The sequence below is a fragment of the Mesorhizobium sp. WSM3864 genome (assembly GCF_002294955.1).
In the GTDB taxonomy this organism is placed as follows: Bacteria; Pseudomonadota; Alphaproteobacteria; order Rhizobiales; family Rhizobiaceae; genus Mesorhizobium.
The window spans coordinates 300961-323466 of record NZ_NSGD01000005.1; the positions used below are offsets into that span (position 1 = coordinate 300961).

The 22506-nt window shown below is 64.4% G+C and carries 19 protein-coding genes and 1 pseudogene; 8 read left to right on the top strand and 12 right to left on the bottom strand.

The features are described from left to right. Positions 1–115: 115 nt before the first annotated feature. The 6 genes from CK215_RS14155 to CK215_RS14180 form a co-directional block, all read right to left on the bottom strand. Positions 116–430 carry a formate dehydrogenase subunit delta gene (locus tag CK215_RS14155; RefSeq protein ID WP_095777573.1) on the bottom strand — a complete coding sequence of 105 codons (315 nt, stop codon included), beginning with the start codon at positions 428–430 and terminating at the stop codon, positions 116–118. Further along, positions 420–1250: a formate dehydrogenase accessory sulfurtransferase FdhD gene (gene fdhD, locus CK215_RS14160; RefSeq protein WP_095831259.1), complete on the bottom strand. Its 831-nt coding sequence runs from the start codon at positions 1248–1250 to the stop codon at positions 420–422. The genes CK215_RS14155 and fdhD overlap by 11 nt, the downstream gene beginning before the upstream one ends. Positions 1251–1252: 2 nt before the next feature. Next, positions 1253–4165 (bottom strand): formate dehydrogenase subunit alpha, encoded by a 2913-nt coding sequence (gene fdhF / locus CK215_RS14165; protein ID WP_095831260.1) that lies wholly within the window; start codon positions 4163–4165, stop codon positions 1253–1255. A gap of 10 nt (positions 4166–4175) precedes the next feature. Further along, on the bottom strand, positions 4176–5732 hold the full coding sequence (locus CK215_RS14170; protein WP_095831261.1) for an NADH-quinone oxidoreductase subunit NuoF: 1557 nt from the start codon (positions 5730–5732) through the stop codon (positions 4176–4178). Beyond that, positions 5729–6208 carry a formate dehydrogenase subunit gamma gene (locus CK215_RS14175; RefSeq protein WP_095831262.1) on the bottom strand — a complete coding sequence of 160 codons (480 nt, stop codon included), beginning with the start codon at positions 6206–6208 and terminating at the stop codon, positions 5729–5731. Before CK215_RS14175 ends, CK215_RS14170 begins: the two co-directional genes overlap by 4 nt. A 194-nt stretch (positions 6209–6402) precedes the next feature. After that, on the bottom strand, positions 6403–7302 hold the full coding sequence (locus CK215_RS14180) for a LysR family transcriptional regulator (RefSeq protein WP_067003618.1): 900 nt from the start codon (positions 7300–7302) through the stop codon (positions 6403–6405). 156 nt (positions 7303–7458) lie between these two features. Between CK215_RS14180 and CK215_RS14185 the strand changes: the two genes are divergently transcribed. Both CK215_RS14185 and CK215_RS14190 read left to right on the top strand, forming a co-directional pair. Continuing rightward, complete coding sequence (locus CK215_RS14185) at positions 7459–8100, top strand: DUF47 domain-containing protein (RefSeq protein WP_067003620.1); 642 nt, start codon at positions 7459–7461, stop codon at positions 8098–8100. A 3-nt stretch (positions 8101–8103) separates the two neighbouring features. Then, positions 8104–9108: an inorganic phosphate transporter gene (locus tag CK215_RS14190; protein WP_095831263.1), complete on the top strand. Its 1005-nt coding sequence runs from the start codon at positions 8104–8106 to the stop codon at positions 9106–9108. 9 nt (positions 9109–9117) lie between these two features. Here CK215_RS14190 and CK215_RS14195 read toward each other — a convergent pair whose 3' ends face one another. Next, complete coding sequence (locus tag CK215_RS14195) at positions 9118–9495, bottom strand: VOC family protein (RefSeq protein ID WP_067003624.1); 378 nt, start codon at positions 9493–9495, stop codon at positions 9118–9120. A gap of 209 nt (positions 9496–9704) precedes the next feature. On the opposite strand from CK215_RS14195, the gene CK215_RS14200 reads away from it, so the two are divergent. Next, positions 9705–10883 (top strand): Mrp/NBP35 family ATP-binding protein, encoded by a 1179-nt coding sequence (locus CK215_RS14200; RefSeq protein ID WP_095831264.1) that lies wholly within the window; start codon positions 9705–9707, stop codon positions 10881–10883. A 15-nt stretch (positions 10884–10898) separates the two neighbouring features. On the opposite strand, the pseudogene CK215_RS31765 reads toward CK215_RS14200, so the two are convergent. Next, positions 10899–11031: pseudogene (locus tag CK215_RS31765) on the bottom strand (SRPBCC domain-containing protein); the annotation flags it as partial. Between the two features lie 150 nt (positions 11032–11181). On the opposite strand from CK215_RS31765, the gene CK215_RS14210 reads away from it, so the two are divergent. Next, positions 11182–12987, top strand: coding sequence for an IlvD/Edd family dehydratase (locus CK215_RS14210; RefSeq protein ID WP_095831265.1), 1806 nt, complete (start codon positions 11182–11184; stop codon positions 12985–12987). Between the two features lie 130 nt (positions 12988–13117). Next, a complete protein-coding gene (locus tag CK215_RS14215) occupies positions 13118–13516 on the top strand; it encodes a hypothetical protein (RefSeq protein ID WP_095831266.1) in 399 nt (132 codons plus the stop codon). Positions 13517–13534: 18 nt separating this feature from the next. Here the strand turns inward: CK215_RS14215 and CK215_RS14220 are convergent, their stop codons facing one another. Then, complete coding sequence (locus tag CK215_RS14220) at positions 13535–15124, bottom strand: trimethylamine methyltransferase family protein (protein ID WP_067003629.1); 1590 nt, start codon at positions 15122–15124, stop codon at positions 13535–13537. Positions 15125–15344: 220 nt separating this feature from the next. Continuing rightward, positions 15345–16838 (bottom strand): PLP-dependent aminotransferase family protein, encoded by a 1494-nt coding sequence (locus CK215_RS14225; RefSeq protein ID WP_040974759.1) that lies wholly within the window; start codon positions 16836–16838, stop codon positions 15345–15347. Between the two features lie 304 nt (positions 16839–17142). Between CK215_RS14225 and pgi the strand changes: the two genes are divergently transcribed. Both pgi and CK215_RS14235 read left to right on the top strand, forming a co-directional pair. Beyond that, positions 17143–18786 carry a glucose-6-phosphate isomerase gene (gene pgi, locus CK215_RS14230; RefSeq protein ID WP_095831267.1) on the top strand — a complete coding sequence of 548 codons (1644 nt, stop codon included), beginning with the start codon at positions 17143–17145 and terminating at the stop codon, positions 18784–18786. 5 nt (positions 18787–18791) lie between these two features. Continuing rightward, entirely contained in the window at positions 18792–19517 is a 726-nt protein-coding gene (locus CK215_RS14235) for an HAD family hydrolase (protein ID WP_067003634.1), read from the top strand. Here CK215_RS14235 and CK215_RS14240 read toward each other — a convergent pair whose 3' ends face one another. Then, complete coding sequence (locus CK215_RS14240; protein ID WP_095831342.1) at positions 19518–20153, bottom strand: 50S ribosomal protein L11 methyltransferase; 636 nt, start codon at positions 20151–20153, stop codon at positions 19518–19520. It lies immediately after the preceding gene. Positions 20154–20224: 71 nt separating this feature from the next. Then, positions 20225–21934 (bottom strand): long-chain fatty acid--CoA ligase, encoded by a 1710-nt coding sequence (locus CK215_RS14245; RefSeq protein ID WP_280953078.1) that lies wholly within the window; start codon positions 21932–21934, stop codon positions 20225–20227. Between CK215_RS14245 and CK215_RS31770 the strand changes: the two genes are divergently transcribed. Then, positions 21918–22307 carry a hypothetical protein gene (locus tag CK215_RS31770; protein WP_245418679.1) on the top strand — a complete coding sequence of 130 codons (390 nt, stop codon included), beginning with the start codon at positions 21918–21920 and terminating at the stop codon, positions 22305–22307. The two genes, CK215_RS14245 and CK215_RS31770, sit on opposite strands and share 17 nt — an antisense overlap. Positions 22308–22506: the final 199 nt, after the last annotated feature.

Here is a 22506-nt window from a genome sequence, read left to right on the forward strand (position 1 = left end):
CCCGCCCGGCCAGACGATCTCCTGTCGTCAACCATAGCAGAGGCAGCCGGCTTGCGGCAGCGAAACTTTAGAGAGCGGAAATATAAGACCTTTGCGCCGATGCGGCCCGAAGGCCCTACTTGTGCGGAATGGCGCCCTCAGCCTCCGCAGGCTTGCTGTAACCGAGGCTCTTGTCGGCCTGCTCCGCCGTCAGCGGACGCTTGATCTTGGCGGAGGCGGCGATCACCAACTCGTCGAAATCTTCCGGGTCGCCATCCAGCAGCTCGAAGAACTGCCGCCGCATCCTGGGCTCCCAGAATTTGTTGATGTGCTCGGCAACGCCGGCAATGCCTTCCTCGTGCGGCTTCGAATGGAAGAAGGTGGCGATCTGATTGGCCATGCGCACCAGCTTTTCCTTGGTGCTGGCGATGTGGTCTTCGTCATGCGACATGCTTGGCAACTCCGCAAGCCACCCGGTCGGGGTGGGTGAAAATATCGAAATCGTCGCCGCGCACCAGCGCCACCAGCGTCATCCCGGCGGACTCGGCGGTGCGGATGGCAAGCGCGGTCGGCGCCGAAACCGCCATGATGATCGGGGCACCGATGGCGGCGGTTTTCTGCACCATCTCCACCGACACGCGCGAGGTGACCACGACGGCGCCGCTCGCGCCGTCGATGCCGGCTTTGGCCAGCGCGCCGGCGAGCTTGTCCAACGCATTGTGGCGGCCGACATCCTCGCGCGCCATCACGATACCTTTGCCGGGAACGTAGAAGCCGGCAGCATGCACCGCCCCGGTCTCGGTGTGCAGCGGCTGCTGCTTCGACAGCAGCTTGACCGAACGCGTGACGTCTTCGGCGTCGAGCGTAAGCTTCGACGAACCGACCGCGTCGACCGACCGCATCGCTTCCTCAATGGATTCGATGCCGCACAGGCCGCAGCCGACCGGCCCGGCAAGCCGGCGCCGTCGCGCCTGGAAGCGCGTGTTGGCCCGGTCCTTCAGCTTGATCTGGATGTCGATGCCGGCGCCGAGATCCTCGACTTCGATCGCCTCGATCTCTGCCGGGTCGGCAACGATGTCTTCGGTGAGCGAGAAGCCGAGCGCGAAATCCTCGAAATCGGCCGGGCTCGCCATCATCACCGCATGGGTGGTGCCGGCATAGGAGAACGCGACCGGCGTCTCCTCCGGCACCATGCGGTTCGCAGCCGCCGTGCCGCCGGCACGACGCGCCAGCCGCGAGATTTGCGTCGTGGCTTTGCGGCGCGCGGCCAAGACTACTCCGCCGCTTCCAGCGGGGCGATGCGGCGGCTCTGCTTGGCCTGCTCGTTATAGTCCCTCTGCCACTCGGTCGGGCCGTTGGATGGCGCCACCTGCACGGCGGTGACCTTGTATTCCGGACAATTGGTCGCCCAGTCCGAGAAGTCGGTCGTGATCACATTGGCTTGCGTGTCCGGGTGGTGGAAGGTCGTGTAGACGACGCCGGGCGACACGCGGTCGGTGATCAGCGCGCGCAGCGTGGTCTCGCCCGAACGGCTCGCCAGCCGCACCCAGTCGCCCTCGCGGATGCCGCGGTTCTCGGCGTCGTGCGGATGGATCTCCAGCCGATCTTCGGCATGCCAGGCGACGTTTTCGGTACGCCTGGTCTGCGCACCGACATTGTACTGCGACAGGATACGCCCGGTGGTGAGCAGCAGCGGGTAGCGCGGGCCGGTTCGTTCGTCCGTCGCGACATATTCGGTGCGGATGAACTTGCCCTTGCCGCGCACGAAGCCGTCGACATGCATGATCGGCGTGCCGAGCGGTGCCTTCTCGTTGCAGGGCCACTGCACCGATCCGACACGGTCGAGCAGCTCGAAGGAGACGCCGGCGAAGCTCGGCGTCGTCTTGGCGATCTCGTCCATGATCTCAGACGGGTGCGTGTAGTTCCAGTCCAGCCCAATGGCGCGGGCGAGCTCCTGCGTCGCCTCCCAGTCGGCGTAGCGCGCCTTCGGCTCCAGCACCTTGCGCACCATGTTGATGCGGCGCTCGGCATTGGTGAAGGTGCCGTCCTTCTCCAGGAAGGTCGAGCCCGGCAGGAAGACATGGGCGTAGTTCGCCGTCTCGTTGAGGAAGAGGTCGTGCACGACGACGCACTCCATCGCGGCCAGCCCTGCGGCGACATGCTTGGTGTCGGGGTCGGACTGCAAGATGTCCTCGCCCTGGATGTAGATGCCCTTGAATGAGCCGTCGACGGCGGCATCCAGCATGTTGGGGATGCGCAGGCCGGGCTCCTCGTCCAGCTTCACGCCCCACAGGCTCTCATAGATGTCGCGCACGGCTTCGCCGGAGATATGGCGATAGCCCGGCAGCTCATGCGGGAAGGAACCCATGTCGCAGGAGCCCTGGACATTGTTCTGGCCGCGCAGCGGGTTCACGCCGACGCCCGGACGGCCGATATTGCCGGTGGCCATGGCGAGGTTGGCGATCGCCATCACCGTAGTCGAGCCTTGGCTGTGCTCGGTGACGCCGAGGCCGTAATAGATCGCGCCGTTGCCGCCCTTGGCGTAAAGGCGCGCGGCACCCCGGATCGCTTCAGGATCGACGCCGGACAGCTTGCCGACCGTCTCGGGGCTGTTTTCCGGCAGGGCGACGAAGGACGCCCAGTCCTGGAACTCGGCCCAGTCGCAGCGCTCGCGGATAAAGGCTTCGTCGAACAGGCCCTCGGTGACGATGACGTGGGCCAGCGCCGTCAGCACCGCGACGTTGGTGCCGGGCTTCAGCGGCAGGTGGTAGTCCGCCTCGACATGCGCCGACTTCACCAGCTCGGTGCGGCGCGGGTCGAGCACGATCAGCTTGGCGCCCTCACGCAGCCGCTTCTTCAGCCGCGAGGCGAACACCGGATGCGCCGTAGCGGGATTGGCACCGATGATGACGGCAACGTCGGTGTATTCGACCGAGTCGAAGTCCTGCGTGCCGGCCGAGGTGCCGTAGGTCTGGCCGAGGCCGTAGCCGGTCGGCGAATGGCAGACGCGCGCGCAGGTGTCGACATTGTTGTTGCGGAAGCCCTGCCGCACCAGCTTCTGGACGAGATAGGTCTCCTCGTTCGTGCAGCGCGAGGAGGTGATGCCGCCGATCGAGCCGCGTCCGTACTGGTACTGGATGCGGCGGAATTCCTTTGCCGTATGGGCGATCGCCTCTTCCCAGCTCACCTCGCGCCACGGATCGGTGATCTTCTCCCGGATCATCGGCGACAGGATCCGATCCTTGTGGGTGGCATAGCCATAGGCAAAACGGCCTTTGACGCAGGAATGGCCGTGGTTCGCCTTGCCGTCCTTGTAGGGCATCATGCGGATGACTTCGTCACCCTTCACTTCCGCCTTGAACGAGCAGCCGACGCCGCAATAGGCGCAGGTCGTGACGGCCGAGCGCTCCGGCATGCCCTTCTCGAGCACGGTCTTCTCGCGCAATGCGTCGGTCGGGCAGGCCTGCACGCAGGCGCCGCAGGACACGCATTCGGAAGCGATGAAATCCTCATGCATGCCGGCGACCATGCGGGACTCGAAGCCGCGGCCCTCGATGGTCAGCGCGAAGGTGCCCTGCACCTCTTCGCAGGCGCGCACGCAGCGTGAGCAGACGATGCACTGCGCCGGATCATAGGTGAAGTAGGGGTTGGACTCATCGCGGGCGATGTAGTCGACCGCCAGCGAGCCATGGCCGGGCGCCACGCCGCCTTCTTCCTTGACGTGGTTGCGGCCTTCGACGCCGTAGCGGTTCTCGGTCAGACCGACCGACTCCGCAACCGCGTCGAACTCGCTGGCGCCGGTTCCGGCCTTCTCGTTCCAGCCGGTCGGATGGTCGGAGACGTAGAGTTCCATGACGCCACGGCGGATAGCATCGAGCCGCTCGGACTGCGTGCGCACCACCATGCCCTCGCCGACCGGCGTCGTGCAGGATGCGGGCGTGCCGCCGCGGCCGTCGATCTCGACTAGGCAGACGCGGCACGAGCCGAAAGAGTCCAGCATGTCGGTGGCGCAGAGCTTCGGGATCTCGACCCCGCCTTCCATCGCCGCGCGCATGATCGAGGTGCCTTCCGGCACGGTGATGCTTTGCCCGTCGACGGTCAGCGTCACCTGCTTCGCCGCTCTCGACTCCGGCGTTCCGTAGTCGATCTCTTCGATGAGTGTCGGGAAGTCGGCTTTGATGTTCATCTGCCAGCTCCTATTCGGCAGCCACGCGCGTCGGCGCCGGCTTGAAATCCTCGGGGAAATGCGTGATCGAGCTCATCACCGGGTAGGGCGTGAAGCCGCCCAGGGCGCAGAGCGATCCGAACTTCATTGTGTTGCAGAGGTCGGTGACCAGAGCGAGGTTCTTCTCCGCCTCGATGCCCGCGGCGACCTTGTCCAGAACCTCCATGCCGCGCGTCGAGCCGATGCGGCAGGGCGTGCACTTGCCGCAGCTTTCGATGGCGCAGAACTCCATGGCAAAGCGCGCCTGCTTCATCATGTCGGCGCTGTCGTCGAACACGGTTATGCCGGCATGGCCGATCAGCCCGTCCTTGGCAGCAAAAGCCTCGTAGTCGAACGGCGTGTCGAAAAGCGCGCGCGGGAAATAGGCGCCGAGCGGGCCGCCGACCTGCACCGCCTTCACCGGCCGCCCCGAAGCCGTGCCGCCGCCGATCTCGTCGACGATTTCGCCCAGCGTCAGGCCGAAGGCCGTCTCGAACAGGCCGCCATGCTTGACGTTGCCGGCGATCTGGATCGGGATCGTGCCGCGCGAACGGCCCATGCCGAAATCCTTGTAGTAGGCGGCGCCCTTGTCCATGATGATCGGCACGGAGGCCAGGCTGATCACGTTGTTGATCACCGTCGGCTTGCCGAACAATCCTTGGATCGCCGGCAGCGGCGGCTTGGCGCGCACCACGCCGCGCTTGCCTTCCAAGCTGTTGAGCAACGAGGTTTCCTCGCCGCAGACATAGGCGCCGGCGCCGACGCGGATTTCCATGTCGAAGGCGTTGGGCGAGCCCAGCACATTGACGCCGAGCACGCCCGCCTTGCGGGCGATCGCGACCGCCTTGTTCATCGTCGCCACCGCATGCGGATATTCCGAGCGGATATAGACGAAGCCCTTGGTCGCGCCGGTGGCGATGCCGGCGATCGCCATGCCTTCGATCAGCACGAAGGGATCGCCCTCCATGATCATGCGGTCGGCGAAGGTGGCGCTGTCGCCCTCGTCGGCGTTGCAGACGATATATTTGCGTTCGGAATTCGTATCGAGAACCGTCTTCCACTTGATGCCGGTCGGGAAGCCGGCGCCGCCGCGGCCGCGCAGGCCGGACTCGGTCACCTGTTTCACGATCTCGGCCGGCGCCATGGCGACCGCGTTCTGCAGGCCTCTCAGACCGCCATGCGACTTATAGCTGTCGAGCGACAGCGGGTCGATGACGCCACAGCGCGCGAAGGTCAGCCGCGTCTGCTTGGCGAGGAAGGGGATCTTGTCTGGCGCGCCCAGCCAGCGCTTGTGATGGCCACCCTTGAGGAAACCGCTGTCGAACAGGCTTTTCACGTCAGACGGCTTGACCGGCCCGTAGGCGACGCGGCCCTCGGCGGTCGCAACCTCGACCATCGGCTCCAGGAAATAGGCGCCGCGCGAGCCGTTGCGCACGATCTTGGCCTCGACGCCGCGCTCCTTGAGCTCCTTCTCGATCGCCCTGGCGACCTTTTCGGCGCCGAGCGCCAGAGCACCGGAATCGGCAGGGATGTAGATGCGCGGGATCATGAACGCACCTCCGCGACGATCTCTTCGATCTTCTGGTCGTCGAGCCGGCCGATCACTTCGCCGTCGAGCATCGCCGACGGCGAGCAGGCGCAAAGCCCGAGGCAATAGACCGGCTCCAGTGTAACCGATCCGTCGCGTGCGGTCTCGTGAAAATCGATGCCGAGCAGTTGCTTGACCTTGGTGGCGACGGCTTCCGAACCCATCGACTGGCAGGCTTCCGCCTGGCAGAGCTTCAGCACATGCCGGCCGGCCGGCTTGGCGCGGAAATCGTGATAGAAGGTGACGACGCCATGCACCTCCGCTCTCGAGAGGTTCAGCCCGTCGGCGATGACCGGAAGCGCCGCCTGCGGCACATGGCCGAATTCTTCCTGGATGCCGTGGAGAATCGGCAGCAACGGACCTTCGAGGTCCTTCAATTCCTCGATGATCGCCGCTATGCGCGACGCGATCTCGGTACTTGCAGGCTGCATCGGCATGCAGCGCCCTCCCTGGCCGTGGCGCCAACACATATGTCACCCCAAAATATAGAGCGGTTTTGGGGCAACGACATGCACAGGGCGCAATATCGCTAAGTCCTTATGAAATCAGAGGAAACCTCCGAGATCAATAAAGCAGTCTCGTCGCTTGATAGAAATTTTCTATCAGAAACGCTGAGCCCGCATTGTCTAGCCTAGCGGTGGGAACGGAAATCGTCTGCCAGCGCCATTGCCTCGTCCAGCAGCGCCTGCACCAGCGGCGTGTGCGGCTCGCGCGGCGCCGCCACCAGCCCGACCGTGTGGCTGGCATCCGGATCGACGATCGGAATGGCCCGGATCGGTTCGGAAAAGCCGAATGTTTCCGCAAGGTTGAGTGGCATGATCGACGACCACTTGCCGGTCCGGATATGCGAGAACAGCACGATCATCGAGTTGGATTCCAGTGTCGGCCGCACCTGCACGCCGGCTTCCGCCAGATGCTGGTCGATGATGCGGCGGTTCTGCATGTCCGGCGTCAGCAGGCAGAGCGGCAGCTGGCTGATCTCTGCCCACGTCACTTTGTCGCGGTCGGAATAGGGGTTACCGACCGCCGTGATCAGCTGGTAGCGCTCGTCATAGAGCGGCACGCTGGTCACCCGCCCCAGCGGCTCGTTGTCGAGATAGGTGATGCCGGCATCGACATCGAGATTGCCGAGCAGCGTCAGCACCTCGATCGAGGTCCGTGACAGCACCGAAAAGGTGACGCCGGGATGCTTGTCGCGGAACGGCGTCGTCAGCCGCGCCACCATGGCGAGCGCCGTCGGAACGGCGGCGATGCGGATGCGGCCGGACAGGCCGTGGCGCGCCGCCCGCATCTCCTCGCGCATGGTCCTTGAATCGCCGACGATGCGGCGCGCCCAAACCAGCACCTGCTTGCCTTCCGGCGTCAGACCCTGGAAACGCGAGCCGCGCAGCACCAGCATGACGCCGAGCTGCTCCTCGAGCTGCTTGATGCCGGCCGACAGCGTCGGCTGGGTGACGCCGCACACCTCGGCGGCGCGGCCGAAATGCTCTTCCCTGGCTAAAGCGATGAAGAATTCCAGCTTGTCGATCATGTCATCCGATCCACGGTCTGCCCAAGGTCGGGGAAATCGCTTTGCTTCGCAAGGCGGATGAACGATAGGATCTCATCCACATTTTTGAGCCGGCTTATCTGTTTTCCCGCGCCGCGCATGGCGCTATGTGGGGTAGGCGGAAGCAGGGAGGAGCAGATGCTGGGTTGGTTTCGCAGACTGTTGCCGCGCGAGGATCGCTTCTTCGAACTGTTCGAACGGCATTCGCGCACGGTGGTCGGCGGCGCCGAGGCGCTTGAGCAGCTTCTCCAGGGCCGGGACATCGACCGCTGGTGCCAGACGATCGTCGATCTGGAGGACGAAGCGGACGGGATCACCGCGGAGGTGCTGCTTGCCGTCAGGCGCTCCTTCATCACGCCCTTCGACCGCGGCGACATCAAGGATCTGATCCAGTCGATGGATGATGCCATCGATACGATGCACAAGGCCGTCAAGACGGTGAAATTGTTCGAGATGAGGGAATTCGATCCGCTGATGCGGGAAATGGGCAGCGTCATCGTCGAGGCCGCCCGGCTGGTAGCAGAGGCCATCCCCCTGCTCGGCAAGGTTGGCGCCAACGCCGCGCGGCTGAACGCCATCGCCGAAGAAGTCATGCGCGTTGAGGGCCGCGCCGACGACCTGCACGAGCAGGGCCTGAAGGACCTGTTCAAGCGGCACGGCCGCAGCGACCCTATGGCCTACCTGATCGGCTCGGAGATTTACGGCCAGCTGGAAAAGGTGGTCGACCGTTTCGAGGACGTCGCTAACGAGATCAGCGGCATCGCCATCGAGAACGTCTAACAGATGGACGCCGCGATCGCCTTTCCCCTGCTGGTCGGCCTCGTCGCCGTGGCGCTGTTCTTCGATTTCCTCAACGGCCTGCACGATGCCGCCAACTCGATCGCGACTATCGTCTCCACCCGCGTGCTGAGGCCGCACTATGCCGTGTTCTGGGCGGCTTTCTTCAATTTCATCGCCTTCCTGTTCTTCGGTCTGCATGTCGCCGAGACGGTGGGAAAGGGCATCGTCGACGCCGAGATCGTGACCCCCGCAGTGATCTTCGCCGCGCTCATCGGAGCCATCGTCTGGAACATCGTCACTTGGATCGCCGGCATTCCGTCGAGCAGCTCGCATGCGCTGATCGGCGGGTTGGTCGGCGCCGGCGTCGCCAAGGCCGGCCCGGGGGCCATCGTCTGGTCCGGGCTCGGCAAGACGGCCGCGGCGATCGTGCTCTCGCCGGCGACCGGATTCGTGCTGGCGCTTGTCCTTATCCTCATCGTCTCATGGCTGTTCGTTCGGCAGACGCCGTTTGCGGTCGATAACAGCTTTCGCGTCCTGCAGTTCTTCTCGGCCTCGCTCTATTCGCTGGGGCACGGCGGCAATGACGCGCAGAAAACCATGGGCATCATCGCCGTGCTGCTCTATTCGCAAGGCATGCTTGGCCAGAGCTTCCACGTGCCGTTCTGGGTGGTCATCACCTGCCAGTCCGCACTGGCGCTGGGCACGCTCTTCGGCGGCTGGCGCATCGTGCACACGATGGGATCGAAGATTACTCGGCTGAACCCGATGCAGGGTTTTTGCGCCGAGACCGGCGGGGCGATAACGTTGATCGCCGCCACCTGGCTCGGTGTCCCGGTCTCGACCACGCATACAATCACCGGCGCCATCATCGGCGTGGGTGCTGCCCGCCGCGTCTCGGCGGTGCGCTGGGGCATTGCCGGCAACATTGTCGTGGCGTGGGTGATCACCCTGCCGGCGACGGCGGCGATTTCGGCGTTGACCTATTTTGTCACTCGCCTGGCGGTCTGAGGCTGAAATCTACTCGCCCGCAAGACAAAGTATGTTGCCGTCCGGGTCCTTGAACCAGGCGACCTTCATGCCGTAGCCGACATGGACATCGCCCTCAAGCGTCAGCCCGGGCATCTCATAGCGCTCGAAGGTGACGCCCTTCGACTTCAGCGCCTGGACAATGGCGCCGATCTGGTCGCCGACCGTCCAGGTCAACGCCGTCGCCTTGTTGGTACCGGCGAATTCTGAACGATAGACGTTGATGACCGTGTCGCCGCTTTTGTAGACGATCAGTTCTCCGGCCATGTCGTCGACAGGCTTGAGGCCCAGCGTTCCTTCGTAAAAGCCCTGCGCTCTCGAAAGGTCTTTCACCGCCACATTGGCGGCTGCGTTGCTGTTTGCGAGCATGACAGTCTCCTTTTCCGGTTGCCGTCGCTCATGGCAACCGAGATAGGGCCCCTGGATCGATTGGCCATGGCAATCGGCGGATCGGGACGCGCTAGGCAAATCCGACACCACCGGTCGTTTTGCGGAGCACGCCGGACGAGCCATTGCGCCACGGCTTGGTTCTGCTGGGAAACTGCACTATCTGGAACGCCAAACTCCGAGGAAAGATCATGGCTGTAACCAAGGAAACCGTCATCGAGCGCCTGAGGACGGTCAATGGACCGGACTTCACCGGCAACATCGTCGACCTCGGCCTGGTATCTGAGATTTTCATCGCCGATTCCAAGGTGTTTTTCTCGATTACCGTCCCCGCCGCCCGCGCCCAGGAGATGGAGCCGCTGCGCGCCGCCGCCGAGCGTGTCGTCAAGGCGATCCCCGGCGTCGCCAACGCCGTCGTCGCGCTGACGGCGGAGAAGAAAGGCGGCGGCATGGAGGCGCCGGTTCGGCCGGCTTCGCAAGCAGCGTCGCCACGACCTGCTCCCCAGGCAGCGCCGCAGCGTCCTGGCCCGCAGGCGCCGGCTTCTCACAGTCACGCCAAACGCGGCGTGCCCGGCATCGATGCGATCATCGCGGTGGCGTCCGGCAAGGGCGGCGTCGGCAAATCGACCACCGCCGTCAACCTGGCGCTCGGCCTTGCCGCCAATGGGCTGAGCGTCGGCGTGCTCGATGCCGATATCTACGGGCCGTCGATGCCGAGGCTGCTCAACATTCACGGCCGGCCGCAGACGGTCGACGGCAAGATCCTGAAGCCGATGCAGAATTACGGCCTCAAGGTGATGTCGATGGGCTTCCTGGTCGACGAGGAGACGCCGATGATCTGGCGCGGCCCGATGGTCATGTCGGCGCTCACCCAGATGCTGCGCGAGGTCGAATGGGGACCGCTCGACGTGCTGGTCGTCGATATGCCGCCCGGCACCGGCGATGCCCAGCTCACCATGGCCCAGCAGGTGCCGCTGGCCGGTGCCGTCATCGTCTCGACGCCGCAGGACCTGGCGCTCATCGATGCGCGCAAGGGCCTCAACATGTTCAAGAAGGTCGACGTGCCGCTGCTCGGCATCGTCGAGAACATGAGCTATTTCCTCGCGCCCGACACCGGCAAGCGCTACGACATCTTTGGCCATGGCGGCGCGCGGCGCGAGGCCGAACGGCTCGGCGTCACCTTCCTTGGCGAGGTGCCGCTGGAGATGGGCATCCGCGAAAGCTCCGACGCCGGCGCTCCGGTCGTCGCATCCAAGCCGGACGGCGCCGAGGCGAAGATCTATCGCGATATCGCCGCGAGGGTATGGGACAGGGTCCAAGAGGAACGCGGCGCCGCCGAGGCGGCAGTGCCCAGCATCGTGTTCGAGTAATTCGCCGGGCCGCCGGGTGTCCGATTTCCTTTCCAGGCTCCGGCAGCCGGGAATTGCCTCCTTCAGGATTTCCCCTGTCGTTGAGGGCTTCCCACACTTTCTCGACAGGTGCGGCGATCCGCTCCTCGCCCTCGATCACCAAAGCCATCAAGACCTCCCGGAATGCTGATGTCGATTGGTCCTGGCGCGCGGCCCTTTCTATGTCTATCGCACCAAAGTGCGGGTCTGCGGCGTGTCTGCCTCTTGCCTGCATGAGCGCGTTGTCATATCGATTTGTCATACAAATACGGAGACCACGATGGCAGGCGCCCCCACCAAGAAGAAGAAATTTCGCTCGCAGGAGTGGTTCGACAATCCCGACAACCCGGGCATGACGGCGCTCTATCTCGAACGCTACCTCAATTACGGACTGACGCGCGCCGAGCTGATGTCGGGCAAGCCGCTGATCGGTATCGCGCAGACGGGTTCCGATCTCTCGCCCTGCAACAGGCACCATCTCGAGCTCGCCAAGCGCGTGCGCGAAGGCATCGTCTCGATGGGCGGCATCCCCTTCGAGTTCCCGTGCCATCCGATCCAGGAGACCGGCAAGCGGCCAACGGCGGCGCTCGACCGCAACCTCGCGTATCTCAGCCTCGTCGAGGTGCTCTACGGCTATCCGCTCGACGGCGTCGTGCTGACCATCGGCTGCGACAAGACTACGCCCGCGCTCTTGATGGCGGCGGCGACCGTCAACATTCCGGCGATCGCGCTTTCGGTCGGCCCGATGCTCAATGGCTGGCATAAGGGCAAGCGCACCGGCTCCGGCACCATCGTCTGGGAATCGCGCCAGCGGCTGTCGGCCGGCGAGATCAACTATGACGAGTTCATGGACATCGTCGCCTCCTCGGCGCCGTCGACCGGCTATTGCAACACCATGGGCACCGCCACCACCATGAATTCGCTTGCCGAGGCGCTCGGCATGCAGCTGCCGGGCTCGGCCGCGATCCCCGCGCCCTATCGCGAGCGCGGCCAGATCGCCTACGAGACCGGCAAGCGCATCGTCGATATGGTGCATGAGGACCTGAAACCGTCGGACATCATGACCCGCCAGGCGTTCGAGAATGCCATCGTCGTCAATTCGGCCATCGGCGGCTCGACCAACGCGCCGATCCACCTCAATGCCATCGCCCGCCATCTCGGCGTGCCGCTCGACAATGACGACTGGCAGAACATCGGCCTTAACGTGCCGCTGATCGTCAACCTGCAGCCGACGGGCGAGTATCTCGGCGAGGACTATCACCATGCCGGCGGCGTGCCGGCCGTCGTGGCCGAACTGCTGAAGGGCGGACTATTGCCGCACCCCGACGCGATCACCGCCAACGGCAAGTCGATCGGCGACAATTGCCGCGGCGCGGTCAACGAAAATCACGATGTCATCCGCGGCGTCGATAAGCCGCTCAAGAGCAATGCCGGCTTCATCAACCTCAAGGGCAATCTGTTTGATTCCGCCATCATGAAGACCAGCGGCATCTCGCCCGAATTCCGCGAGCGCTATCTCTCGAACCCGAACGATCCGGAGGCTTTCGAAGGCAACGCCATGGTCTTCGACGGCCCGGAGGATTACCACGCCCGCATCGACGATCCGGCGCAGGGCATCGACGAGCACACGATCCTGTTCATGCGCGGCGCCGGTCCGGTCGGCTATCCGGGCGGCGCCGAGGTGGTCAACATGCAGCCGCCGGCCCATCTCATCAAGAAGGGCATCCATTCGCTGGCCTGCATCGGCGACGGCCGCCAGTCCGGCACGTCGGGTTCGCCATCGATCCTCAACGCATCGCCGGAGGCAGCGGTCGGTGGCGGGCTGGCGCTGCTCAAGACTGGCGACCGCGTCCGCATCGACCTGAGGAAGGGCACCGCCAATATCCTTGTCGGCGACGAGGAGATGGCCAGGCGGCGGGCAGCGCTGCAGGGCAATGGCGGCTATGACTATCCCGAGCACCAGACGCCCTGGCAGGAAATCCAGCGCGGCATGGTCGACCAGTTCTCCGCCGGCATGGTGCTGAAGCCGGCGGTGAAATATCAGGATGTCGCACACACCAGGGGCGTCCCGCGCGACAACCACTGAATTCAGAGCACGGCGACAATCGAAGGGCGGTCCGCTTTCCGGCGGACCGCCCTTTCTCATGGCCCTTGTTTCGGCCGCGGGGCATCTACAGATTAGCCCGATCTCGACGGTGCTACGAAGGGAGGCATTTATGGCGAAACGGCGCTCTTCCCTCGGCTTCCTCGGCATGTTCGGCCGTTCGGGCGACTTGCGCCAGCTCGACGACGCCTTGCGTAAGGCCGACTTGCATCCGGCACTGGTGCCTGAGGGCGTCAAGCTCACCATCGTCAACCTGATGAAGGATCATTGGCCCGAGGAGCCGCCGCCTCAGGCTTATCAATCAGTGGCGCAACTCTGCGGCTATTGCGTCGCCGGACCGGAAACCTTCGAGCGGGCCAATGGCAGGGAGCACACTTTGGAAGCCGAGCGCCGCATCGAGGCCGCGCTCGAAGCCGGCGACGGCCTCGATGCGCAGATCGTGCTGTTGACGCTGCATGCGAAGCTGATCAACGCCGAAGTCGTCGAGCGCTATGGGCTGCGTGCGGAGTGATCTGCGAGAGCGGAAAGATCAGCCGCCCATCTTGTTGCGCGGCAGCTTGATCATCTCGCCGAAGCGCGCGCGCAGCTTGTCGTCGACGAGCCGCGACACATGGCGCGGAAAGCGCTCGGCCAGCACGCGCTTCTTCTCGGCGATCGCCCGCTGCAAAATGTCGGGCCGGCCCTTCTCATTCCATTCCTTGGGCGAGAAGCGATCGCCGACTGCGGGATAAAAATATTCGGTCTGCATCAGCTTCAAAGTCTGCTCGTTGCCGAGATAGTGACCCGGGCCCTTGAGGCAGACATCGGCGATCGTGTCGATCGACAGCGCCTCGTCCGTCACCTCGATGCCGCGCACGCATCGTAGGCAGTGGCCGAGCATGTCGTTGTCGATGATCAGGCTTTCGAGACAGAAGCCGAGCAGCGAGGCATGCATGCCAGCCGATTCATAGACGAGGTTGAGGCCGGCAAGACCGGCCATCACATCGGTGATGCCTTTTTCATAGCCGGATTGGATGTCGGGCAGCTTCGAATCCGTCATGCCTGCGGCCGAGCCACCCGGCAGGTCGTAATATTGCGCCATCTGCGCGCAGGCCGCGGTCAACACGGCCTGCTCGGCCGAACCGCCGGACATGGCGCCGGTCCGGAGATCGGAGACGAACGGCCAGGTGCCGAAGATCGCCGGATGGCCGGGCTTGATGGCGTTGACATAGACCAGGCCCATCAGCACTTCGGCCACCGCCTGCACGACGGCGCCGGCAATCGCGGCGGGAGCCGTGGCGCCGGCCTGGCCGGCCGACAAGAGCAGGATCGGAATGCCGCCCTCGACGCAGGCTTCGAGCACGCCGCAGGCGTCCTCGGCGAATTTCATCGGCGGCACCACGAAGCAGTTCGAGTTCGACACGAAAGGCCGCGCCCGGAAATTCTCCTCGCCGCCGGCGATCGCATAGAGCATTTCCAGCGCCGGCTTGACGTTCTCTCGCACGGTGAACGAGGTGCCGACATGCTTGGATGTCCCCAGTACGCAGGCATAGAGCGTGTTGAAGTCCATCTCGAGCGGATCGGGAATATCGCGCGGCACCATGGTGCGCTGGAAGAAATGGATGTTGTCGAGCCCGTCGACGAGACGGGCGGCGTCATAGATGTCCTGCAGCTGCGATTCTCGATATTCGCGCTTCTCGACATCGACCAGATGCACCGCCGCGCCCGCCGTGCCGTAATGCACGCGTTTGCCCTGGATCACCATGTCGTGCTTGGGATCCTGGCCGTGAAGCGTGAAGTGGCGCGCCGCCTTCTTGATCGTGTCGAGCACCAGCGCGCGCGGCAGGCGGATGCGGCCGTCGTCGCCATAGCTCGCCCCGACCCGGGTCAGCGCCTCGATGCAGGAGGGGATGGCGTTGGCGAAGCCCACCGTCTCCAGAAGCGTCAGCACCGCTTCATGGATGCGTTCCTTGTCGTTCTGGCTCAATGGCCCGTAGCTGCCGCCTTCGAGGCCGGCTCGCACCGGACGGATATCGTCTGCGAGCGGTGCTGCCCGCATCGCGCGGCGCGCTTCGCGCCCGCCGGACCGCCGCGAACGCTGGTCCGACGTCGTTTCCTGCTTCTCAAGAGCCACTGACATGGAAAGCACTCCACCTTTGCTTTTTCAGGGGCAGGATGCGCGGCGGTTGGTCCACCATCGGCCTGCCTCGTCCCCTTTGTGCCTCGACTATGCCGTCGGCATTGGCACAGCCTATGAGCCAGTCAATCCCGTCGAATATGCCAGGATGCTAAGCGTTGAGGCGCGCCAAAATAAAAGAGCCGGCAAAAACGCCGGCTCTTGATGTGGCAGTCCGTGGTGATCAGGCGGCAGCAGGCCTGCGGCCGGCGGCTGTGGCGAGCTCCCGGATCCCGGGCTCGATGTGCTGCAGCGAGATCGAGGAGATGCCCAAACGCATGAAACGCGAGGGCTTTTCGCTGCGGTCGAAGAACCGGTCGCCGGGTTCGATGATGACGCTGCGCGAAGCGGCCGCTTCGGCGAGCCCTCGTGAATCGGTACCGCGCGGGCCCTCCAGCCACAACGATGTGCCTCCCGCTGAGTCGGTCGAGCGCCATTCTGGCAGGAAAGCGGAAATCGCATGGACCAGACGCTTGCGCCGCTCGTCGAAGGCGGCGGAGAGCCTGCGCACCAGCGCCTCGTGATGACCGAGCGACAAAAACAGCGCAACGGCGCGCTGGTTATTTGCCGGCGGATGCCTGAGCATGAAGCGGCGCAACGCGCGAAGCTCGGCAATCAGTCCTGCCGAAGCGACGATGTAGCCGAGCCTCAGACCCGGAGCCAGCGTCTTCGACATCGAGCCGACATAGATGACGCGGCCCGAGCGATCGAGGCTCTTCAGCGCCTGCTGCGGCGCCTCGTCGAGAAGCTGGCTGTCATAGCCGTCCTCGATGATGATCTGGTTGTTGCGGTTGGCCCGCGCCAGCAAATCCTGCCGCCGCTCGGCGGACAACGGCACCATCGTCGGGCAATGGTGGCTTGGGGTGACGAATACAAAGCCGGAATCACTGGGAATCGCCGAGGTCACGATGCCCGACTGGTCGACAGGGACCGGCTGGATATCTGCGCCGGCGAGCCGGAAGATCGAGCGGGCATCCGGATAGCCGGGGTCTTCCATTGCCACCTTCGAGCCCTTGGTCATCAACAGCGAGGCGAGCATATAGAGCGCGTTCTGCGCGCCCAGCGTCACGATGATCTCGTCCGGATTGGCGAAGATGCCGCGGCGCGGCAAAAGCCGGGCCTGGATCTGCTCGATGAGCAGCGGATCGTCCCGGTCGACCATGTCGGATGCCCAGTTGCGGATCTCCAGCACCGCGAGCGCCATGCGGTTGCACTCGCGCCATTCCGCGGTCGGAAACAGCGCCGGATCGAACTGGCCGTAGACGAACGGGTAGGAGGACTTGATCCAGTTGTCGTGCTTGGCCGGCGGCGGCATATCGCTGGCGGCGATCTGCCGACGCGCCTTCCAGTCGATCTCATTCTGCTGGTCGGGCGCCTTCTGGTGCGGCTTGGCGGGGGTGGCGAGCACCTCAGGGTTGACGAAGTGGCCGCGCCGCTCGCGCGCCACAAGAAAACCTTGGTCGACCAGCTGCTGGAAGGCAAGCACCACCGTGCCGCGGGCAACGCCAAGTTTTTCCGCCAGAATCCGGCAGGATGGCAGCGGCATCGAAGCGGCGATCTGCCGGTCGAGGATGGCTGCGACGATCGCCTGGCGGATCTGTGCCTGGAGAGTTTGTCCGGATTCGGCCGAAATCCGGAACAGGCCGGACCATATGGCCGTGTCATTGCGCTGTGGCATGGGAGATCATCCTCGGATGGCCAGCTGTTTTCACTTGGCTGGACCAGTCGAGTGTAGGGGTGGCACAAGGGGTTGCGCCAATCAATTTTTCTGATCGCTGGGATTTATGCCAGTGATCCATTGGTCACGAAAGGGGCGCGTCCGCCAGGGAAGCGGATGTTGCGGGGCATCATAAAAGCGTGATGCAGTGCGTCACTGCCGCGCTTGAACGAAACGGAAATCCGGCTCAATACAATGTCGCGACGACACGCGCCGGAAACATCGGGCCTGTTAAAATGGTCTAAAAACCCGCCAGGAGCCACCATTGGATCAGTCAGCCTTCGACAAGCAGGTCACCGCCCTGCGTGAGCAGCGCGCGGCAGCCAAGGGCACGATGCGCGAAGCCTTCGCCGCCGATCCCAAGCGCTTCGAGAAATTCTCCGCCACCGATGGCGATCTTCTGCTCGACTGGTCGAAATGCGCGGTCGACGCCGACACGATGGCAATGCTGGAGACGCTCTCCGGCGCCGCCGACCTCGAAGGCCGACGCGCCGCGATGTTCGAAGGCAAGAAGATCAACATCACCGAAAACCGCGCCGTGCTGCACACGGCGCTGCGCAATCTGACCGGCAAGAGTGTCGTGGTCGATGGCCAGGACACCAAGGCCGATGTGATCGCCGTGCTCGACGCGATGGGCGCCTTCGCTGATGCGATTCGCTCCGGCGAGGCGGCCGGCGCCACCGGCAAGAAGATCACCGACATCGTCAATATCGGCATTGGCGGCTCTGATCTTGGCCCGGCGATGGTGACGCTGGCGCTCGCGCCCTACCATGACGGCCCGCGTGCGCATTATGTCTCCAACGTCGACGGCGCCCACATCCATGACACGCTGAAAGGCCTGTCTCCCGAGACGACTTTGTTCATCATCGCCTCCAAGACTTTCACCACTGTCGAGACGATGACCAATGCCGAGACGGCGCGCAGATGGGTGGAAAAGGCGCTGGGCAAGCAAGCGATCGGCAAGCATTTCGCCGCCGTCTCGACCGCGCTCGACCTAGTGGCCAAGTTCGGCATCGCCTCCGACCGCGTCTTCGGTTTCTGGGACTGGGTCGGCGGCCGCTACTCGGTCTGGAGCGCCATCGGCCTGCCGGTGATGATCGCCATCGGCCCGCGCAATTTCCGCGCCTTCCTCGACGGCGCGCATGAGATGGACGAGCATTTCCGCTCGGCCCCCCTGCAAAATAACCTGCCTGTTTTGCTGGGGCTGATCGGCTGGTGGCACCGCGTCGTCTGCAAATACCCGGCCCGTGCCGTCATTCCATACGATCAGCGCCTGTCGCGCCTGCCGGCCTATCTGCAGCAGCTCGATATGGAATCGAACGGCAAGAGCGTGACGCTGGACGGCAGCCCGGTGACGACGCCGACCGGCCCGCTGGTCTGGGGCGAGCCCGGTACCAACGGCCAGCACGCCTTCTTCCAGCTTTTGCACCAGGGCACCGATTTCATCCCGGTCGAGTTTCTTGCCGCAGCCGTCAGCCACGAGCCCGAGCTGAAGACCCACCACGATCTCTTGCTTGCCAATTGCCTGGCGCAGTCGGAAGCCTTCATGAAGGGCCGCACGCTGGAAGAGGCGCGCGCGCAGATGCTGGCCAAGGGCATGAAGCCCGCCGATGTCGATCGCATCGCGCCGCATCGCGTCTTTTCGGGCAACCGTCCGTCGCTCACCATCCTCTACCGCAAGCTTGATCCGCGCACGCTCGGTCGCCTTATCGCGCTCTATGAGCATCGCGTCTTCGTCGAAGGCACGCTGTTCAACATCAACTCGTTCGACCAGTGGGGTGTCGAGCTCGGCAAGGAACTGGCGACAGGCCTGCTGCCTGTCGTGGAAGGCAAGGAGACTGCCGCAAAACGCGACGCCTCGACTGCCGGATTGGTGGCTCATGTCCACCAATTGCGCGGCGCGGAGTAAACGGATTGGCGGATATCAAGGGAATTCTGTTCGACAAGGACGGGACGCTTGTCGACTTCAACGCTACCTGGCTCGGCATTGCCGATTTCATGGCCATGGACGCCGCCGAAGGCGATCGCTGGAAAGCCGACAGGTTGCTCGCCGCCGCCGGCTTCGATTTCGTCAGCAAGCGCTTCAAGCCGGATTCGATCTTTGCCTCGGGCTCGAACATGGACGTCGTCGAGCTCTGGTTCCCGCGCCTGTCGGAGGAGGACCAGATGCTGGCCGTCGCCCGCTTCAACGAGATCACCTCGGTTCAGGGCTCGTCGATGGCTGTCGCTCTGCCCGGTATCGTCGAATCGCTGCGGGCGCTGCACAAGCGATCCTTCCGGCTGGGCGTCGCCACCAACGATTCCACCAGCGGCGCCGAGAAGACGCTCGCCACGCTCGGTGTCGCGCAGCTCTTCGACGCCGCCTTCGGCTATGATGCGGTCGCGAACCCGAAGCCCGCGCCCGACACGGTCATCGCGTTCTGCGATCTGACGGGACTGAAGCCCGGCGAGATCGCCATGGTCGGCGACAATCGCCACGATCTCGAAATGGCGCGCGCCGGCGGCTGCGGCCTGGCGATCGGCGTGCTTTCCGGCACAGGCACGCGTGACTCGCTGTCGCCGATGGCCGACGTCATCCTGGATTCGGTCGCCGACCTGCCGGATTTTCTCGCCGCGCGGATGAGTGTGCCGGCGGGCTGATCAGGGCTCGCTGGGAAGGAACGCAAATATCCCGCTCGGTTTCGGCGCGCTACCGCCGTTTCCGCCGACATCAGGCACCTGATACTCGCCAAGCAGGCGAAGCCGCCGCCTGGGTAGCCAGGCGCGGCCCGGGTCGCCGACCAGCACCTCGATGCCCGCGGCAAGGCAGCGGTCGAGGAAGGGGACGATCCGCCGCGCGACCGCTTGCCCGTAGAAAACGTCGCCGGCGAGCACAACGTCGACCGACGGCGGCGGACCGGCGCTGATGTCCTCGCCGATTATGATGATGGCGACGCCGTTGGCCTCCGCGTTGAGGCGGAGCGCGACGATGCCGTTGCGGTCGATCTCCGCCGCGGTCACTTCCCTAGCCCCGGCTCGCGCCGCGGCGATACCGACAAGGCCGGAACCCGCGCCGAGGTCGAGCACGCGCCGGCCCGCAACGGTTGACGGCCGGTCGAGAACATAGCGCGCCAGCACTGCGCCGCCCGCCCAGGCATAGGCCCAGTAGGGCGGCTGCGGCTCGGCCGCGTGCTCATGCGAGCCGTCCACCGGTTCCAGCAGCCGCCTCAGCCCGCTGCCGGGATGGGCCGTATAGAGCCGGATTTCAGGCAGCGACGGCACCGGCTCAAGCCGCATGTTCGCCTTGATGAATTCGGCGGGATCGAGGCCAGCGCGATGTATTGGCGTCAGGCCGGCAACATTTTCGTTCAAATCTGCTCCCGCAAGGCGCGCCGCAGGATCTTGCCGACCGGCGTCTTCGGCAGTTCGGCGCGGAATTCGATGTATCTCGGCCGCTTGTAGCCGGTCAGGTTCTCGCGGCAATAGACAGTCAGCGTTTCGATGGTGAGCGCTGGATCCTTCCTGACCACGAACAGCTTCGGCACCTCGCCGGAGTGCTCGTCCGGCACGCCGATCGCCGCTACTTCGAGCACGCCCGGGTGCTGCGCCACGACTTCTTCCAGCTCGTTCGGATAGACGTTGAAACCGGAGACCAGGATCATGTCCTTCTTGCGGTCGACGATCTTGGTGTAGCCGCGCTCATCCATGAAGCCCATGTCGCCCGACTTGAAGAATCCGTCCTTGGTCATCACTTTGGCGGTCTCGTCCGGCCGGTTCCAGTAGCCGGCCATAACCTGCGGCCCCCGGATGCAGATCTCTCCGACTTCGCCGAGCGGCACGTTGTTGCCGTCGTCGTCGCGGATGGCGATCTCGGTCGAAGGCAGCGGCAGGCCGATCGTGCCGGTAAAGTCGCTGGAGCTGAACTTGTTGGCGGTTGCCACCGGCGAGGTTTCGGAAAGCCCGTAGCCTTCGCTCACCGGACAGCCCGTCAGCGCCTTCCAGCGCTCGGCCACGCCTTTCTGCACCGCCATGCCGCCGCCGAGAGTGAGGATCAGCGGCTTGAAGTCGAGCTTGCGGAAATCCTCATTGTTGAGCAGCGCGTTGAAGAGCGTGTTGAGGCCGGGAAAGATGTGGACCGGGTATTTCTGCAGTTCTTTCACGAAGCCGGGAATGTCGCGCGGGTTCGGAATGAGCACGTTCTGCGCGCCTTGCTGCATGCCCATCAGCGCGTTCACCGTCAGCGCGAAGATGTGGTAGAGCGGCAGCGCGCAAACAAAGTTGAGATGCGCCGGCTTCGGCTTGACCGTATAGGCGTCCTCCACCCAGAGCGAATTCTGCGCCACGTTGGACAAGACGTTGCGGTGCAGCAGCGTCGCGCCTTTCGACACGCCGGTCGTGCCGCCCGTATATTGCAGGAAGGCGATATCGTCGCCCGACACCGCCGCCGGCTTGAAGGCGCTTGCCGAGCCCGCCTTGAGCGCGGCGTTGAATTTGACGTGGCCGGGCAGCGACCAGGCGGGAACCATCTTCTTCACCCGCCGCACGACGAGATTGACGATCGCGCCTTTCAGCCCGCCCAGCATGTCGCCCATCGCCGCGACCACGACATGCTTGACCGGCGTCCTGGCGATCACCGCCTGCAGCGTGTTGGCGAAGTTCTCCAGAATGACGATGGCCTGCGCGCCGGAGTCCTTGAGCTGATGCTCCAGCTCGCGCGGCGTGTAGAGCGGGTTGACGTTCACCACCGTGAAGCCGGCGCGAAGCACGGCCATCATCGCTACCGGGTATTGCAGGACATTCGGCATCATCAGCGCCACGCGCGCGCCCTTCTCCAGTCCCTTCGACTGCAGATAGGCGCCGAAGGCCGCCGAAAGCCGCTCGAGCTCGGCATAGGAGATCGACTTGCCCATGCACACGAACGCCGGCCGGCTGGCGAACTGCTTGCAGGCGCCGACAAGGAAGTCGCCGATGGAATCGTAAGGCAGCGGACCGATCTCCGCCGGCATGTTCTTCGGGTAGTTTTTCAGCCAAGGCTTTTCCGGCAACCCTGCCGCGAGTTCCGTGATCGCCTTGGGCAGCCGCCTGGCCGATCCCGAGGCTGCCTTTGCCGCAGGCCTGGCGGTCTTTGCGGTTGCAGCCTTGGCGGCGGATGTGGGGTTCGTCTTCTTTGCAGCGGCAGCCGGTTTCGCAGTGGTCTTCGGCTTGGAGCCGGCCTTTGCAGGTGACGGCGTTTTGGCTGGCGAAGCGGTCTTGGAAGATGAAGCCTTGGGCGCGCCCGCATCGACGGGCGCGGCCTTGGCTCTTGCCTTCGCCGGGGGCGTTGTCTTTGCTGCTTTTGCCACCAAATCCCTCCCTGGTGTCCTGGTTTTGCTTCTGCGCCGCATCTCTTTCCGATTTCGGAAGCGTTCCTCCCGCTGCGGCCGATTGCGGATTCCAAGAAATCCGGCCTGACGTCTATGTATTGCCTCTATCGGCGGCCGTGCAAGTCTTGCCCCAGCGGCAGCGGCGGAAAGATTTGCCGCCGAAATCCCATCCCTCGACGCCTCCTTCAGGCGCGACCCGACGAGTATCTGGGATGGCAGGCAGTAGCTCCTCGTTCCATTTCGGCAGAGGCTCAATCAATAAAAAAATGCGGTTGTTAACATTAGCG

Coding starts and splice junctions, on each gene's coding strand:
- CK215_RS14155 (WP_095777573.1), bottom strand. CDS start 430: ATGTCGCATGACGAAGACCACATCGCCAGCACCAAGGAAAAGCTGGTG.
- fdhF (WP_095831260.1), bottom strand. CDS start 4,165: ATGAACATCAAAGCCGACTTCCCGACACTCATCGAAGAGATCGACTAC.
- CK215_RS14170 (WP_095831261.1), bottom strand. CDS start 5,732: ATGATCCCGCGCATCTACATCCCTGCCGATTCCGGTGCTCTGGCGCTC.
- CK215_RS14175 (WP_095831262.1), bottom strand. CDS start 6,208: ATGCCGATGCAGCCTGCAAGTACCGAGATCGCGTCGCGCATAGCGGCG.
- CK215_RS14180 (WP_067003618.1), bottom strand. CDS start 7,302: ATGATCGACAAGCTGGAATTCTTCATCGCTTTAGCCAGGGAAGAGCAT.
- CK215_RS14185 (WP_067003620.1), top strand. CDS start 7,459: ATGCTGGGTTGGTTTCGCAGACTGTTGCCGCGCGAGGATCGCTTCTTC.
- CK215_RS14190 (WP_095831263.1), top strand. CDS start 8,104: ATGGACGCCGCGATCGCCTTTCCCCTGCTGGTCGGCCTCGTCGCCGTG.
- CK215_RS14195 (WP_067003624.1), bottom strand. CDS start 9,495: ATGCTCGCAAACAGCAACGCAGCCGCCAATGTGGCGGTGAAAGACCTT.
- CK215_RS14200 (WP_095831264.1), top strand. CDS start 9,705: ATGGCTGTAACCAAGGAAACCGTCATCGAGCGCCTGAGGACGGTCAAT.
- CK215_RS14210 (WP_095831265.1), top strand. CDS start 11,182: ATGGCAGGCGCCCCCACCAAGAAGAAGAAATTTCGCTCGCAGGAGTGG.
- CK215_RS14215 (WP_095831266.1), top strand. CDS start 13,118: ATGGCGAAACGGCGCTCTTCCCTCGGCTTCCTCGGCATGTTCGGCCGT.
- CK215_RS14220 (WP_067003629.1), bottom strand. CDS start 15,124: ATGTCAGTGGCTCTTGAGAAGCAGGAAACGACGTCGGACCAGCGTTCG.
- CK215_RS14225 (WP_040974759.1), bottom strand. CDS start 16,838: ATGCCACAGCGCAATGACACGGCCATATGGTCCGGCCTGTTCCGGATT.
- CK215_RS14240 (WP_095831342.1), bottom strand. CDS start 20,153: ATGCGGCTTGAGCCGGTGCCGTCGCTGCCTGAAATCCGGCTCTATACG.